Source organism: Allomesorhizobium aridi, from assembly GCF_043769475.1.
In the GTDB taxonomy this organism is placed as follows: Bacteria; Pseudomonadota; Alphaproteobacteria; order Rhizobiales; family Rhizobiaceae; genus Allomesorhizobium.
The window spans coordinates 153,953-167,974 of sequence record NZ_CP171728.1 but is presented as its reverse complement, the minus strand read 5'-3'; the positions used below and the strand labels follow the sequence as shown (position 1 = coordinate 167,974).

9 protein-coding genes and 2 pseudogenes are annotated in these 14,022 nt (G+C 61.8%); 6 read left to right on the top strand and 5 right to left on the bottom strand.

The features are described from left to right. Nucleotides 1-9: 9 nt before the first annotated feature. From ACG873_RS00755 to ACG873_RS00745, 3 genes are all read left to right on the top strand, one after another. Nucleotides 10-2,316: a mannose-1-phosphate guanylyltransferase/mannose-6-phosphate isomerase gene (locus ACG873_RS00755; RefSeq protein WP_394886080.1), complete on the top strand. Its 2,307-nt coding sequence runs from the start codon at nt 10-12 to the stop codon at nt 2,314-2,316. Between the two features lie 419 nt (nt 2,317-2,735). Next, nucleotides 2,736-4,004: a polysaccharide biosynthesis/export family protein gene (locus ACG873_RS00750; protein WP_394886079.1), complete on the top strand. Its 1,269-nt coding sequence runs from the start codon at nt 2,736-2,738 to the stop codon at nt 4,002-4,004. Nucleotides 4,005-4,537: 533 nt separating this feature from the next. Next, on the top strand, nt 4,538-5,332 hold the full coding sequence (locus tag ACG873_RS00745) for a GGDEF domain-containing protein (RefSeq protein WP_394886077.1): 795 nt from the start codon (nt 4,538-4,540) through the stop codon (nt 5,330-5,332). Between the two features lie 560 nt (nt 5,333-5,892). Here the strand turns inward: ACG873_RS00745 and ACG873_RS00740 are convergent. Continuing rightward, nucleotides 5,893-6,006 (bottom strand): annotated as a pseudogene (locus tag ACG873_RS00740) (transposase); the annotation flags it as partial. A 76-nt stretch (nt 6,007-6,082) separates the two neighbouring features. Then, entirely contained in the window at nt 6,083-6,370 is a 288-nt protein-coding gene (locus ACG873_RS00735; protein ID WP_394886075.1) for an oxygenase MpaB family protein, read from the bottom strand. A gap of 156 nt (nt 6,371-6,526) precedes the next feature. Here ACG873_RS00735 and ftsZ point away from each other — a divergent pair, with 156 nt between their 5' ends. From ftsZ to ACG873_RS00720, 3 genes and pseudogenes are all read left to right on the top strand, one after another. After that, complete coding sequence (ftsZ, locus tag ACG873_RS00730) at nt 6,527-7,558, top strand: cell division protein FtsZ (protein WP_394886073.1); 1,032 nt, start codon at nt 6,527-6,529, stop codon at nt 7,556-7,558. Nucleotides 7,559-8,576: 1,018 nt separating this feature from the next. After that, nucleotides 8,577-8,747: pseudogene (locus ACG873_RS00725) on the top strand (HNH endonuclease signature motif containing protein); the annotation flags it as partial. 597 nt (nt 8,748-9,344) lie between these two features. Next, entirely contained in the window at nt 9,345-9,620 is a 276-nt protein-coding gene (locus ACG873_RS00720; protein ID WP_394886071.1) for an HU family DNA-binding protein, read from the top strand. A 197-nt stretch (nt 9,621-9,817) separates the two neighbouring features. Here the strand turns inward: ACG873_RS00720 and ACG873_RS00715 are convergent, their stop codons facing one another. The 3 genes from ACG873_RS00715 to ACG873_RS00705 are packed head-to-tail and all read right to left on the bottom strand — an operon-like array spanning nt 9,818 to nt 13,906. Next, nucleotides 9,818-10,867 carry a lipocalin-like domain-containing protein gene (locus ACG873_RS00715; RefSeq protein WP_394886070.1) on the bottom strand — a complete coding sequence of 350 codons (1,050 nt, stop codon included), beginning with the start codon at nt 10,865-10,867 and terminating at the stop codon, nt 9,818-9,820. Then, nucleotides 10,857-13,253 (bottom strand): FtsX-like permease family protein, encoded by a 2,397-nt coding sequence (locus ACG873_RS00710; RefSeq protein WP_394886069.1) that lies wholly within the window; start codon nt 13,251-13,253, stop codon nt 10,857-10,859. The genes ACG873_RS00715 and ACG873_RS00710 overlap by 11 nt, the downstream gene beginning before the upstream one ends. Then, on the bottom strand, nt 13,250-13,906 hold the full coding sequence (locus tag ACG873_RS00705; RefSeq protein ID WP_394886067.1) for an ABC transporter ATP-binding protein: 657 nt from the start codon (nt 13,904-13,906) through the stop codon (nt 13,250-13,252). The genes ACG873_RS00710 and ACG873_RS00705 overlap by 4 nt, the downstream gene beginning before the upstream one ends. Nucleotides 13,907-14,022: the final 116 nt, after the last annotated feature.

The following is a 14,022-nucleotide window of genomic DNA, read 5'->3' as shown; positions in this document are numbered from 1 at the left end:
GAGCGGGCCATGCCGGACCGGATAGCAAGTTTCGTCATGAGCGGAGGCGTCGGCTCGCGGCTGTGGCCGCTCTCGCGCGAGGACAACCCCAAGCAGTTCCATGACCTGTCTGGCAACGGCTCCATGCTCGCCAAGACCGTCAGACGCCTCAAGGCGCGGCCGGAAGGCGAGACGCCGATCTATCTGGTCGCCTCCGAGCGTCATGCCGACCGTGTCATATCGGACATCGGCTCTCTCGGCCTGAACGGCGGGAAGGCAATATTCGAACCCGTCGGCCGCAATACCGCGGCGGCCGTCGCCGTCGCCACCCTGCAGACGATATCCGAACACGGGAACGACGCGCTCGTGCTCATGGTCCCCTCAGACCACGAAATCTCCACCGATGCCCTTTTCTGGGAAACCGTCGAGGCAGGAGCACCCGCCGCAAACTCGGGACGCATCGTCGTCTTCGGCATCAAGCCCACGCATCCCGAATCCGGATATGGCTACATCGAGGCTTCCTTGGATGGTGCCGGGGTAAGCGGGGTTTCCAGATTCGTCGAGAAACCCGATGCCGAAACAGCCCGGGATTACCTGGCTTCGGGCAATTTTTACTGGAACGCGGGGATCTTCCTGTTCCGTGCCGACACGATGCACGCCGCATTCAGGGAGTTCTGTCCCGAGATATGGGAAGCCGCCGAAAGGTCGTACAAGGCCGCCCGCACTGATGTTTCGGGCATATACCTGCCGCAAGGCTTCTACTCGGCAGTCCCATCAACCTCGATCGACTACGCGGTTATGGAGCATTCCCGTGACATCGCGATGGTCACCGCTTCCTTCAACTGGAACGATCTTGGCTCATGGCAGTCCCTGCTGGAAGCCAGCCCGACGGACCCCGACGGCAACGTCGTCATGGGAGACGTCGTAGCCATGGATTGCGCCAACTCGTACCTCAGAAGCCAGGGAAGGCTTCTGTCCGTGGTCGGCATGAAGGATGTGGCGGTGGTGGCGACGCCCGACGCCGTTTTCGTCGCGCCCGTAAGCCACAGCCAGAATGTCAAGAAAGTCGTCGAGCAACTGGAGAAGAGCGGGCGTCTCGAGACCAAGTTCACGGCATCCGAGGATCGGGTGATCGTGAGCGGCTCATGGCGCAAGCGCGTCGAGCACTGGCTTTTCAAGGAAACGCTGCCGCTTTGGTCCACTGCTGGTGTCGATGACGTGTATGGGGGCTTCCACGAGGTTCTCGGCTTCGATGCAAAGCCGCTGGACAAGCCCAAACCAAAGCGCATGCGGACGATGGCCCGCCAGATATACGCCTTCGCAATTGCCAAGGAACGCGGCTGGGACGGGCCTGCCGACAAATTGATCAATCACGGCATCGACTTCATCTCGAAATGCGGCCGCACCGACCGCGGCGGCTGGGTGCGCACGCTGAAAGCCGACGGCAGCGTGGCGGATCCGGTGGAGGATGCCTACGACCATTCCTGCGTGCTCCTGGCACTGGCCCACGCCCATCGGTGCGGCCATCCGGAAGCAATGCGGCTTGCGCAGGAAACCTTCCGTTTCATCGACACCCATCTCGAGGACGGTTGTCTGAACGGCTTTCTCGAAACCCCCGACTGGAATGGGGTCCGGTGTTCGAATCCGCACATGCACATGCTGGAATCCTTCTTGGCATGGCATGCCGTGACCGGCGACCGCGCATATCTCCGCCGGGCGGCGCGTGTGATCGACCTCTTCCGGTGCCACTTTTTCGACGGGGAAAGCTGGACTCTCGGCGAATATTTCGACGCGGACTGGCTTCCCGCGCCTGGAGAAAAGGGACAGTGGACGGAACCAGGCCACCACTTCGAATGGGCCTCGCTCCTGGTCGAGTTCGCGCGGGAAAGCGGGCAGAAGGATTTGGCTGCCTACGCGAAGAAACTGTATTCGTCAGCGATCGCCAGCGGGTTGAACCGCGCGACGGGTTTGGCTTACGCGGCCGTATCGCGGCAAGGGATACCCCTCGACGGGCTCTCGCGCAGCTGGCCGCAATGCGAGGCCATCAAGGCGGCAATCGCGCTCGACGGGCTCGCCGGTCCCGACCTGAAGCCCGAGATCGAAGCGCGGGTCGCCCGTCTCTTCAGATGGCATATCGATCCGGCTCCGCTGGGCATGTGGGTCGACAGGATCGACGAGCGCGGACGATCGCTGGCGACGCAGGTCCCTGCCAGCATCTTCTATCATCTGGTCACAGCGCTCATGCAGTATTTAGATAAGACTGAAGGACAGGTGGAATTCTTCCCCCTCACAGCGTGCGATATTTGCGACCCCATCCGGAAGCAGGTCTACGGTTGACCAATGGTCACACGGCTCGCTAGGTACCGAGTGGGGTCCGTCGAGGTCAACGGAACTTGCCCTTCAGCTAACTTTCTGGACTAACGTCCGAGCCGAAGATTTTCCTTGTCCGAGTTGCGTCGCTGACGTCGTCGAGGGCGACGTCGGCGTATGGTCAAACCCGCCGAGGTAAAGTTTGCGATTTCGGTTTTGGCCTGAGTTCCGTTAACGGCCATTGAAAGCTTGGGGCCTTCGAAGCCGCGGCCGACGAGGCTATCGCCCTCTGCGGCGGCGTAGAACGCCTGCAAGCGTGAGCAGGCCTGCTAAAGTGGTACACTTCAGCCAAAAGATTGATCTCTCACAAGCAGGAAGCAGACGATCGGCGAAATTGCGGAGGGGCTGCACTTTGGTGCAATTTGGGGGGTCATAGGGGAAGTGAAATGTCGCGAACCAGATGGAGCAGCTTCTGCGCGGTGCCGTGCTGGCGATTCATCGGAACGCTGGTAGTCGCCAGCCTTGCCACAATACAAGTTGATCGCGCTTACGCGGTGGAGGCACGAACGTATCCAGTCGAGGCAGGCGACGAGCTTCAGGTCGTTGTCTATGGAGACGAGAATACCTCGAGCGTGCTGTCCGGTCGTTTCCTCGTCGAGCCGGACGGCTCAATTTACTACCCACTGCTCGGGAAACTGGCCGTCGCCGGGCGGAGTCCCGTCGAAATTGCGGACCTGTTGCATCAATCGCTGTCGACACAGGTGCGAATAACCGCTCCGACGGTTTCAGTAGCCGAATTCGCGCCGGTGTTCCTCGTGGGGGACGTGGCGAGAACAGGGCCGTTCCAATTCCAGCCGGACATGACAGTCTTCCAACTGGTGCTGGAAGCGGGAGGCATTTCGCAAGTGGAAGCTTCTGAAAGCGCCAGGCTGTCGCTGTTGCAGGAGCTTTCCTCACTCGAGTTGGACAACTATTCCCTCAGGGTACAGAAAGCTCGCCTTCTGGCTGAGATAGAAGGCATCGATTTCGACACCGCGCCCTTGGAGGCGTCGACTGCAGATGAAGCGAGCATCGTGTCCGCCGAAGCTGCCATTTTTGCCGTGCGCCAGCGCGCGAGAGAATCGCGGCGGCGCACCTATGACGCCCAGAGAGAGGGCTATGATCAGGAGATATCCTCGATTGAAAAGAGCATTGTGCTGCACGACGAGGAGGTGCGACTTCAGGAAGAACAGCTCACTGTTCAACAAGGTCTCGCGGAAAGGGGACTGTCGGCCCATTCTGCCCGAAGAGATGCCCAGCGCCAGCTTGCAGTGACACGACGCGAGGCGCTGGAGTTCCAGACAGCATTATTCCGCGCCAGGCAGAACCGGATTGCGGTCGATCAAGCCCTCCTCGAAGCGGAGACCCGCGTTGACGAGGCCAATGTCGAGAAGTTGCGCGATGTCGAACTGGCGTACCATCAGAACGAAATAGCCCTCACCTCGGCGAAGGCCAAATTCGCCCAATTCGATACGGCTCGCAATGCCGCACAGAATGCCTTGGGCCGTGCTCCTCAATACCGTCTCATACGACGGGTGAGCGACGAATACACCTCCCGCCTCGTCGACGAAGTTACGAAGCTGGAACGCGGCGATGTTGTCCGAGTCACCTTTGCCGAAGGGGATGCGAAAAGCCCAATCGTCGGACAGCCTCGGCAAAAGCGGCCGGAAGGTTGAGAAAGCACGGCTCACAACTGCTCACCATGCACTTGGCGGCCATACGGTCTCGGGGGCGAGGACGAATGAGATACCCTGCCTCCGAGAAGCTCGAGATCCGCATTGTCGAGCAGTCGCACCTGCCGGCGCGCCGCACGCTAGAAAGCTCGGCATTCCTTCCACCGCTGGTATGACCGCTTCGTGACCGGCGGCGCGACGCCGCTAGGGATCGCCGGCCAAGGCGAGGCTGGGTCTGGAACCCCATTCCCGAGGACGTGCGGGCGGATCGTGGAACTTGCCGTCAACAGGCCAGAGCTGCCGCCCTACGAACTGGCGGTGACGTTTACAGACGCCGAAACCTTTTTGTCTTGGAGGGTTCGGTCCACCCACTTGCTCAATGCCCACGCTCTGTTCACCTGCCCTGCCTCTTCGTCATCAAGGCCGCTGACGAGCTTCAATGGGGCAATCCGCATATCTCGAATGCTTACTTTTGGTGAAACTGCAACTTCATAAATGTGCGATAAGCCCCAGCCAGGCGAAACTGGAGAGACGAGGTGGTGCTGCGTAAGCTCAGTGAACTGGCGCGACGCAATTGGGTCAGGGCTTCGCTGCTCACGGCGGCCGGCACCATTGGCTGCCTAGCTTTCTCCCTTTTCTTACAAGCCCTGCTGTTTAGTGGGGAAGACGCCGACGCATTTCGGCGGACTATGGTGTTTGCTTTAGTCCTCCCGCTCGCAATCGGCACGCCGTTGCTTGTTCTCCTTGGCTATAAGTCAAACCAGCTTTCGGTGCTAAAGCAGCAATACATCCAGGAACTTGCACATGACAGGCTCACCTCATGCCTTAATGGGCCGCTTTTCTCGGCCATGGTGGACGCTCACCCCGTCCTGACGGGGTCGAGGTCTGGGCGTCGCACCGGATCGCTCCTGGTGATAGATGTCGATCATTTAAATCGGCTGAACGACCAAAATGGGCATCGGGCGGGGGATCAGGCGCTCAGTGTTATCGCCGGAATAATTCGCTCGTCGTTACGAAGTGGGGACTTCGTGGGTCGGATCGGAGGTGACGAATTTGGAGCCTTCTTGCCAGGCGCTACCCGAGAGGATGCCGGGAAGGTTGCGGAACGCATCCGGCATGCGATTGCCGAAGTGCAATTTGAGGCGGGCGGGTCGACTTGGCCACTGAGCGTTAGCGTTGGGGTGGTTCTGTTTGAGTCAGAAATTGATTTCGACGAGTTGCTTCGGGTAGCCGACCAGCAGATGCAGGTTGCAAAAAAGGGAGGACGCAACCGCATCGAATATATTCAACTCCGGCAAGGCCCTTCGCAATCTCGGCCCGCGCTCCACTGACCGAATGGTGATCCGCCGGAATGTGTTGCATTGGCTCCAACAATTCAGCACACAAGCGGCGGCCGCTGTGCGCCCCAAAAGCTGCCCTCCAGCGCGTTTCATCTTTCGTCGTTCCAATAAAGTCTCGGTAAACTTTAAGGAATTGCTTCAGAGCACATGGTGAGTCGAACCTAATAGTGTCAATTAGCCGGAATGGGGACCCTCCATCAGCCTTTCAATTGCGGATGATTGTCAATACGGTTTTGGCAATGCCGTCGCCGGGGTCTGGTTCCTTTCCGAGGTCGAGTGCCTCTTGATGAAGTTCGGGTCGAGCGCCTCAACGTGTGCAACGACTTTCACATGACGTCAGCCGATTCAACGAGGTCGCCACAACCGCCGCCCCGGCGGCGACATCACGGGGGTCCTGATTGATAAAGTCCCGCGAGAGCTTGGTCGATAAAGGAGTCGACTATGCCATCTTTTCGTTGCTCCATTCGGAGCTGGTGCCGTCGACCCAGACAGCACGGCGATCTTGCGGGCAACGGCCACTTTTGCCTTCTTCATGCCGATCCGTTTCGAGAGACGCGTGCACCGACGTCGGTGGCTGAGCCAAAGCGCGAGGGGTCATCGATCGTGTGGCGAAAGGTCAAGGCCGTCACCACGCCGACGCCGGGAACGGACGTCAGCCGCCGCGTGGTCGCGTCCTCCTGCGCGAGAGACCGGATCTGCCGGTCCAGCTTCTCCTGTTCACGACAGACCTGTTCGCGGTGGTCAGCAGCGCAGGCGGTCGACAGGATCGGAGCGGAAATTGGTATGTTTGCACACGCCAGCCCGAACCCGCGGTTCGGCAAGCTCCAGGAGCACCGCCGTAATGCCGCCGACGAAAAGGGCAATAGGGTTCTTGAAGATCCGCCAGGATACCGAGCCGGGATAGATAAGAGCGGCTTCGCCCGGCGGTCTGCTGAAGTCGATGGCCAGCATTCCTTTGGGGGTCAAGAAGTCGCTGGCGATTGTCTCAATGCGGCTCTGAACAAGTCTGGGAAGGATAATCGCGCCCATGAGATCCGAACCCCTCCGCCGAGGTGTGAGTTCCATTAGCCTTCGCTTGCTTCGTCCCCTTCCATGGCAGCGAATCCTTGCGTCATATCGCGCAATCTGATTCCCTTACGTCACCCGATTCGTTCTGAGGCGGGGGCGCTTTCAGGAACGGATGCTATGACCATCCCCAAGAAGCCCGAAATCTTCGAAATGAGGCCAAACTTGACCGTCATCGGTGTTGGTGGCGGCGGTGGGAATGCCGTAAACAACATGATCGCAGAAGGCTTGGAGGGGACAGAGTTCATCGTCGCCAACACCGATGCGCAAGCGCTCACGATGTCGAAGGCAACAAGACTGATTCAGCTCGGTGCGTATGCAACTGAGGGTCTCGGTGCGGGATCCTCGCCTGAGATCGGGCAGGCAGCTGCGGAGGAATCGATCGACGAGATCATGGATCAGCTTGCCGGCACGCACATGTGCTTCGTTACTGCAGGAATGGGCGGCGGAACCGGAACCGGAGCTGCACCTGTGATTGCGAAAGCGGCGCGAGAGGCGGGGATACTCACCGTGGCTGTCGTCACCAAGCCGTTCACCTTCGAGGGGAAGCGCCGCATGCAGATGGCCGACCGCGGCATCGAGCTCCTGCGCGAATTCGCCGACACGGTCATTGTTATTCCAAACCAGAACCTCTTCAGGATAGCCAATGCCAACACGACGTTCGAGGATGCGTTCGCCATGGCCGACAGGGTTCTCTATTCCGGTGTCAGCTGCATAACAAACCTCATCGTGAAGGAAGGCCTGATCAACCTCGACTTCGCCGACGTCAAAACGGTGATGAAGGACATGGGGCGGGCGATGATGGGCACAGGTGTTGGCAGCGGTGAGAACCGCGCCAGGGACGCGGCGGAAGCTTCGATCGCCAATCCGTTGCTCGACGAAAGCTCGATGAAGGGCGCAAAAGGCGTCCTGGTTTCGATTTCGGGCGGCATGGACATGACGCTGTTTGAGATCGATGAAGCCGTCAGTCGGATTCGCGAAGAAGTCGGCGACGATTCCGACATCATCGTCGGTGCCATCTTCGATCAGACGCTCGAAGGAAGGTTCCAAATGTCGGTCGTCGCGACCGGACTGGAAGCGCCTAATGCCGAAATGGATTCAGTTCTCGAAATTCGGGGCAACCAGACACAAGGTCTGCAACCCGTTCACTGAACCGGGATCGTTGGCGGCAGCGAACCGGTTGAACTGCGCCACGACCGAAGTTCAATGTTGCCAGCTCAGCGTCCGCTGCACGGCTCTGATAGCCGGTCATAACGCTGCTCTGGGCCTATGTTGCCCAACAGTGCCGCGAGCGCCGTAGCCCCACAGAGCGATTTGCGCGAGTTTCTCCATCACCGCGCTCCAGTGATTGATGCGAGGCGGCTGATGGGGCGGAACTGCAACACTCCTGGCGAAAGAATTCTCCTCCGCGATCACAGCTCTTGGACCAAGCAAACTGATTGACTAACACTTGGATTGTGTACGGGGGCTAATCTATGTTGGACACTAATGACAACGTGGTGATGTTCCGGAAGAAAAATTCGGAACCTCCTCCCGTGCTTCTGTTTGCGGGCGTCAGGATGTCATGGTCACCACGCAACGACCCCGGCCCTGGTCCCGTCTACGGCGAAACACCGAAAGGCATTGCACGCTTCACCCCTTCTGCCGCCATGGAACGATTGAGGAGATTGTTCCCAAGGCTTTTCAAACCGGGACCACTTGCATCGTCCTCCAAGCCCGCCGCGATCATTGGACGACCCTGTCGACGATCCGAAAATGGCGGAGGCGATCAACCCCGAGAGGTGACTTTCCCGCTTGTCCTGCCACGTCAAAGTGCGAGTCATCTGCTCTAGGCGTGGGGAACGTGTCGTTCGCAGTCATGCCTATGCCAGGCGCAATAGCATTGGGGCGCTGTGCGCGTTCTTGATCCTCTCTCGTTGCAACAGGATGGCCTGGCCTCCGACTAGGTCGTAAACCCATAAACGCATGATACATATTGCTGCTTTTATCATGTCACCCGACTAATGTGACTGAGCAGGGGTGAGACGAGGCTTGCGATGGGTCTGGCGGATCGGGCTGAGTGGTTGAAGGGCAAGCGGCCCGACCTTGTGGCTGACGTCATGCTGTATGCCATTGAGGAGGGTGGCGGGAGAGTCCCGGTCCTCCAGGCTCGCCGAATTCAAGAGAGTATGATCATGTCACACCGTGGTCTCAAGGAGGAGACTCTTCCATAGACAACATTGTTGACAGATGTCGAACCTGCAATAGAAGCAAAGGCGCACGTACTTCTGAACAATGGGCGTCTGTAATGATGATTAAAGCCAACCTACCGCAAAGGCAGCTAAGAGCCTTTGTTTGTTAGCATGTTTTTGATGGCGCTCGCCCTGTGCTTCTAGTTAGTCGACCTGAAGGCGACTGGTGTTTTCTCTGTGGAGATGTTCACGACGAGGATGCTTCGGTCTATAAGGCCGTCGGCATCGGCCATGTGATGGATGCCAATCCAACACTGTCAGAAATAGTAGATCTACCGCCCGACTGGGAACCGGAGCGATTGGGAATTGGAAACCAATGGATTTGCACGAAAATTAGTCCAAACTATTCACGTGAATCTGAAGTTCGCCACATAAGGTCTGCTCTGTTTTTTGGCAGAAGCGTTTGACTGATGAGAGGATCGTGAAATGCACATGATAGTGCGGCCGCCGCGCCAGCTTGGCCGTTAATGGGGAGTTCCGCAAAGGCTTGGCGCTCTGCCCGAGATGTAAGGCATCGCTTGCAGCCGGTAAGACTCGCGCAGACGGCACGGCGATCTTGCGACGCCGCCTCCGTTTCGCCTCGCTGCAGCGGCGGAGGAGGAGCGCATGGTTTGCGCTAACCTGCGCTTGCGGGACAATTGAGCAGTTGATGACAGCGCCGGCCCCATGCCATAGAGGCGGTGAAATCAACCTTGGGGAGAGCATCAATGAACACATCCGAACTCGCGACAAAGCTGGCGGAGACGCACAGCGTGAGCAAGGCGCAAGCCAAGGCAATCGTTGACGACGTGCTGAAGGGCATTGTCGACACAGCTGCGAGCGGCGCGGAGGTCTCGCTGCCGGGATTCGGAAAGTTCAAGGTCAAGGAGACGCCGGAACGCGAAGGTCGCAACCCGGCAAATGGCGAGAAGATCAAGATTGCCGCGGCAAGGAAGTTGACCTTCTCTCCAGCCAAGGCCGTCAAGGACACGCTCAACGGCTAGGCAAGTGAAAGGCCGCCCCCGGCCTCGCTGTGGGGTGTTAACAAGCCGGTCAGGGCGGGCTGGGTTTCCCGGGAGGGTGGCATTGCCGTTCCAAACCCGCTCCCCGATTGTTTCCCGCCGCCGTTTTCATGGTCCGCCCGGGGCGATCATCTCAATGCCTGCCATCGTCGTCACGGTATGTGGCGCCTCTGCGAGTGTTACGGTCGTCGCTGGTAGCCCGTCATCTCGAGATAACCCTTGCCGTGATGGGTGCCGTTCACCCGCACCGGACCTTCCCAGTAGGGAATGCTGAGCCCCATCCACGCATGAGTGTTGAGCGCGGAGACGGTGATGTCTAGGCCGCGGTCGGACAAGGTGAGGCGCCAGCGCGTGGGAACGTCGCGTCCCTCCACCCGGCTGGTCTCGAGCGGTGTCGCCTCAAACTTGTCGTCGCCGTAGGGTGTCGGGGCACCGTCCGCCCCGATCCAGGTGGCAGAGGTGAAGCCGCCGCCCGCGGCGTCACGCAGGCGGAAACCCATCAGCTTCTGCCCCGTGTCGAAGGAGAGCGAGAACCAGTCCCATCCGGCCTGGTCCTCCGCTATCGGCTGCGACGACCATTCGCGGTCCAGCCATGCGGTGCCTCGCACCGGGACCTCGCCCTCCGGCAGCGTGAGCGTTCCTTCCACCGCAAAGAAGGGCTGGGAATAGTAGTAGCTTGCCTGCCCCTTTGCCGACTTGACCGAGTAGCCTCGGTCGCCGTGGAAAACGAGCGGGCCTTCGGCGCGCATAGCGATGTCGTAGGCGAAGTCCTTGCCGGTTGCCGTGAGACGCAGGCTGTCGAAGCTGTCGCCCGCCATCTGCCAGTCGTCGATCCAGGCCGCAAAGGGCTCCACCGTCACGCCCGCCTGGCCTGTTCCGCCGCGCGCGAAACGCTCGGTGGCGAGGTGCGTCGAGGCGTTTGTCACGGCAGAATGGCCGAACCACAGCTGTGGGCTCTCCCATCCCTCGGCCTCGGCCGGCGCGAGCGCCGAGCGGAACAGTGTCCATTGCAGGCCGTAATCCGCTCCGTCGGGCCCGGTGAGGTTCGCGGTCACGTACCACCACTCGATCCGGTAGTCCGGATGGGCTCCATGATCCTGCGGGAACTCGAACACCTTGCCCGGTTCCGGAACGGCGAAGCCTTCGGGGTCCGTGCCGAGCCCGGCAAAACCCTGGGCGAAGGCATTGCCGACGCCCAGCAGCAGGAGAATGAGCGCCCTAGCGTTCATTGGCGAATATCCTTAGCAGCGCGGCGGGCTCCATGCGCGCCAGCCGCCATGCCGGCCAGAGCGCGGCGAGCAGCGCAGCGCCGAGCGCTAAGAGCATCAGGCGCGCGTATTCGGCCGGAAACAGGTACATCGGCAGGCGCCAGCCGAACGCCTCGACGTTGACGATGGCGAGGAGCACCCAGGCGAGCGCCAGACCCAGCGGCAAGGCGAGCGCCGCAGTGATCGCCGCGAGCAGCACGGTACGCAGGATCTCGAGCCCCGCAAGTCGGCGCTGGGTTGTCCCCATCGCCCAGACGGGCGCCATCTGCGGCAGTCGCATCGCCGCCAGCGTGAGCAGGCTCATCAGGATCGCGAAGGCGGAAACCGCCAGCGTCAGCACGTTCAGCGCCCCAGTCACCGAGAAGGTGCGCTCGAACACCGAAAGCGATAACGCCTTGAGCGCCGCCTGGTCGATGATGCGCGCGGGCGGCAGGTCTAATGCTTCGATGAGCTCCCGGCGCAGGCCCTGCGGATCGTCGGTGCGTACGCCGTAGCGAGAGGGCACGATGCCGGGGAAAGCCTGGCGGAACAGCGCCTCGCCGACGATGGCCTGGCCGATCGGGTTTCCATAGTCGCCTACGACGCCCGCGATCGGCAGCGACAGCCCGGGACCGATCGCGAGCATCTCGCCAACGCGCAGTCCGGCGCGGCGGGAAAGTTGCTCGTTGATGACGACTGCCTTGCCCTCTTCGACCTCGTCCCAGACGGCGGGGACGCCGTCGAGGAAGCGCCAGTTCTCGCGGTAGGTGTCGCCGATGCGCGCCCCGAAAATCTCCGCCGGCATGCCGGCGAACGTCGCATCAACCGACATGATCGGCAGCACGGCGTCGGCGCGCGTCTCAAGGAAACGTTCCAATGCCGCTCGGTCCGCGACGGCATTGGCGTCGACGTAGAGTTCGGCCGACAGGCGCTGGTCGAGGAAGCCGACGAAGGTCAGGCGGAAGCTCGAGACCATGGTAGACACGCCGACATTCGTGGCCAAGGCGAGCAACAGCGCCATCAGCGCCAACCCGAGGCCGGGCAGCTGCTGGCGCGTGTCGGCCCAGAACCATTTCGCCATGGCGCGGACGGCCTGCCCTTCGCCGAAGCGCAGGATCGTGGCGAGACAAAACGGCAGCGCAAGTGCTGCGCCGAGCAGCAGGCAGGCGAGCAGCGCGAAACCGGCGGCCAGCCCGGCCCCGGCGATGGCCAGCACCCCCGCTGCCGCGAGCAGCACGACCGCGGCTGCGGCCTGCAGCTTTCGCGTTCGTCCCGAGACCAGCGCCCAGGCGCGCCCGCCGGCGCTCGCAAGGACCGGCATCCGCGCCAGGCGCCACAATGCGCTCGCGGAGGCGAGTAGTGCGCCGCCCAGCGCCATGGCCATTCCCGAAAGCCACCATTCCGGGCGGATTTGCAGCGTGCCTGCGACGTCGGCGCCATAGAGCCCCCTCAGCGTCGCGGCCACGTCCGGCAGCAGGAGGGCTGCGATGAGATAGCCGAGCGCGGTGCCGAGCGCGCCCGCAAGCGTCGCCAGCACGACAAGCTCCAGCACCATCAGCACGATCAGGTGGCGGAGCGGCACGCCGAGCGCGCGCAGGGTGCGGACCATCCCGCGCCGCTGCTCGAAAGCAAGACCGATCGCACCGTGGACGATGAAGATGCCGACCGCGAAGCTGAGGAAGCCGAAGGCCGTGAGGTTGAGATGGAAGCTATCGGTGAGCCGGCCGACACCGGTCGCGCCGTCCGCGCTCTGGAGCAGGAGGTCCGGCGCGATCTCGGCCAGCGGCCGTTGTCGCAGGGGCTGCTCCGGCAGGACGATCAGGCGGCTGATGCGCCCGGCCCGGCCGAGCAGTGTCTGGGCGACGCCGACGTCGGCGAGCACGGTACCTGGCGCAACCGCCTGGTCGATCAGAACCGGGTTGGGCAGGGTCGCCCCAAGAAGCGCCGCCATCTCCGGGCCGGCGACCAGCGTGTGCGCGCGCAGGAATTGGTTGAGGTCGGCGCGCGACGCCTCGCTCGCAGCCGAGCCCGGCGGCGCAGTCAGCGGATCGACGCCGACCAGCCTCACGGCGGTGCTGCCGACGCGCAGCCTTCCCTCCACGACGGGGCTGACCAGCCAGCCGGCGCGGCGCAGCGCGACGAAAAGCTCCTCGGGCATGGAATCACCATCGCGAGGCAGAAGCTGGTCGAACCGGCCGTCGGCCAGCGTGGCGGCAGCCGCATCGTAGCTGGCGCGCGCCTCGGCGTTGATCGCCTGCACACCCGACCAGAGGGCTGTCGCCAGCGCGAGGCCGAGCACCAACGTCAGCAATTGGAGCCGGTTGCGTCGCCAATGCGAGGCCAGTGCCGAGAGGACCGCGCCCGTCATGCAAGGCGGCCCTGACTGAGATGCGCCCGGCTCCCCAGACGTACTGCAAGGCGCGGGGAGTGCGTGACCATCAGGAGCGCCGCGCCGGTCTCCGCCACAAGCGCGAGGAATTGCTCCATCACCTCGTCCGCGGTCGCCTCGTCGAGGTTGCCGGTCGGTTCGTCCGCGAGGATCAGCTTTGGCCGCGCCGCAAGCGCGCGGGCGATCGCAACGCGTTGCTGTTGGCCGCCGGATAGCTGCTCCGGATATTTCCGCAGCTGCGACTCCAGACCGAGCGCACTGGCCAGCCGTGAAAGCTCCTGCGGTTCCGGCGTGCCGTTGAGACGCGCCTGGAAGGCGATGTTGGCGGCAACGTCCAGAGAGGGGATGAGGTTGAACTGCTGAAAGACGATGCCCACCGCGCTTCGCCGGAGTCTCGCGCGGCCGTTGTCGTCCAGCTTAGTGGCCTCCTCCCCGTCGAGCAGGACGCGCCCGCCGTCGGCAGCGTCCAGCCCTGCCACGAGGTGGAGCAGCGTGCTCTTGCCCGAGCCGGATTCGCCGGTCAGCGCCAGCGTCTTGCCGGCGTCCAGCGAGAGCGTCACGCCGCGCAGAACGGGTACCGGCCCTTCCGGGCCAGGATAGGATTTCAGTAGGTCTTCGATCAAAAGCAGCATGCAGCATAGCTATATTCAGTAACGAAAAGGGAAAGCCGCCTGCGTAAGAGTACTGATAGGCGTCCATTGATGCCGTCGACGTTGAAGGTGGCGATCATCGCGCTTTCAACGAGCGC

Bases quoted from the DNA above. Each gene is read 5' to 3' on its own strand.
- ACG873_RS00735 (WP_394886075.1), bottom strand. From the start codon at position 6,370: ATGGGCGCGATTATCCTTCCCAGACTTGTTCAGAGCCGCATTGAGACA.
- ACG873_RS00755 (WP_394886080.1), top strand. From the start codon at position 10: ATGCCGGACCGGATAGCAAGTTTCGTCATGAGCGGAGGCGTCGGCTCG.
- ACG873_RS00705 (WP_394886067.1), bottom strand. From the start codon at position 13,906: ATGCTGCTTTTGATCGAAGACCTACTGAAATCCTATCCTGGCCCGGAA.
- ACG873_RS00715 (WP_394886070.1), bottom strand. From the start codon at position 10,867: ATGAACGCTAGGGCGCTCATTCTCCTGCTGCTGGGCGTCGGCAATGCC.
- ACG873_RS00710 (WP_394886069.1), bottom strand. From the start codon at position 13,253: ATGACGGGCGCGGTCCTCTCGGCACTGGCCTCGCATTGGCGACGCAAC.
- ACG873_RS00750 (WP_394886079.1), top strand. From the start codon at position 2,736: ATGTCGCGAACCAGATGGAGCAGCTTCTGCGCGGTGCCGTGCTGGCGA.
- ACG873_RS00720 (WP_394886071.1), top strand. From the start codon at position 9,345: ATGAACACATCCGAACTCGCGACAAAGCTGGCGGAGACGCACAGCGTG.
- ftsZ (WP_394886073.1), top strand. From the start codon at position 6,527: ATGACCATCCCCAAGAAGCCCGAAATCTTCGAAATGAGGCCAAACTTG.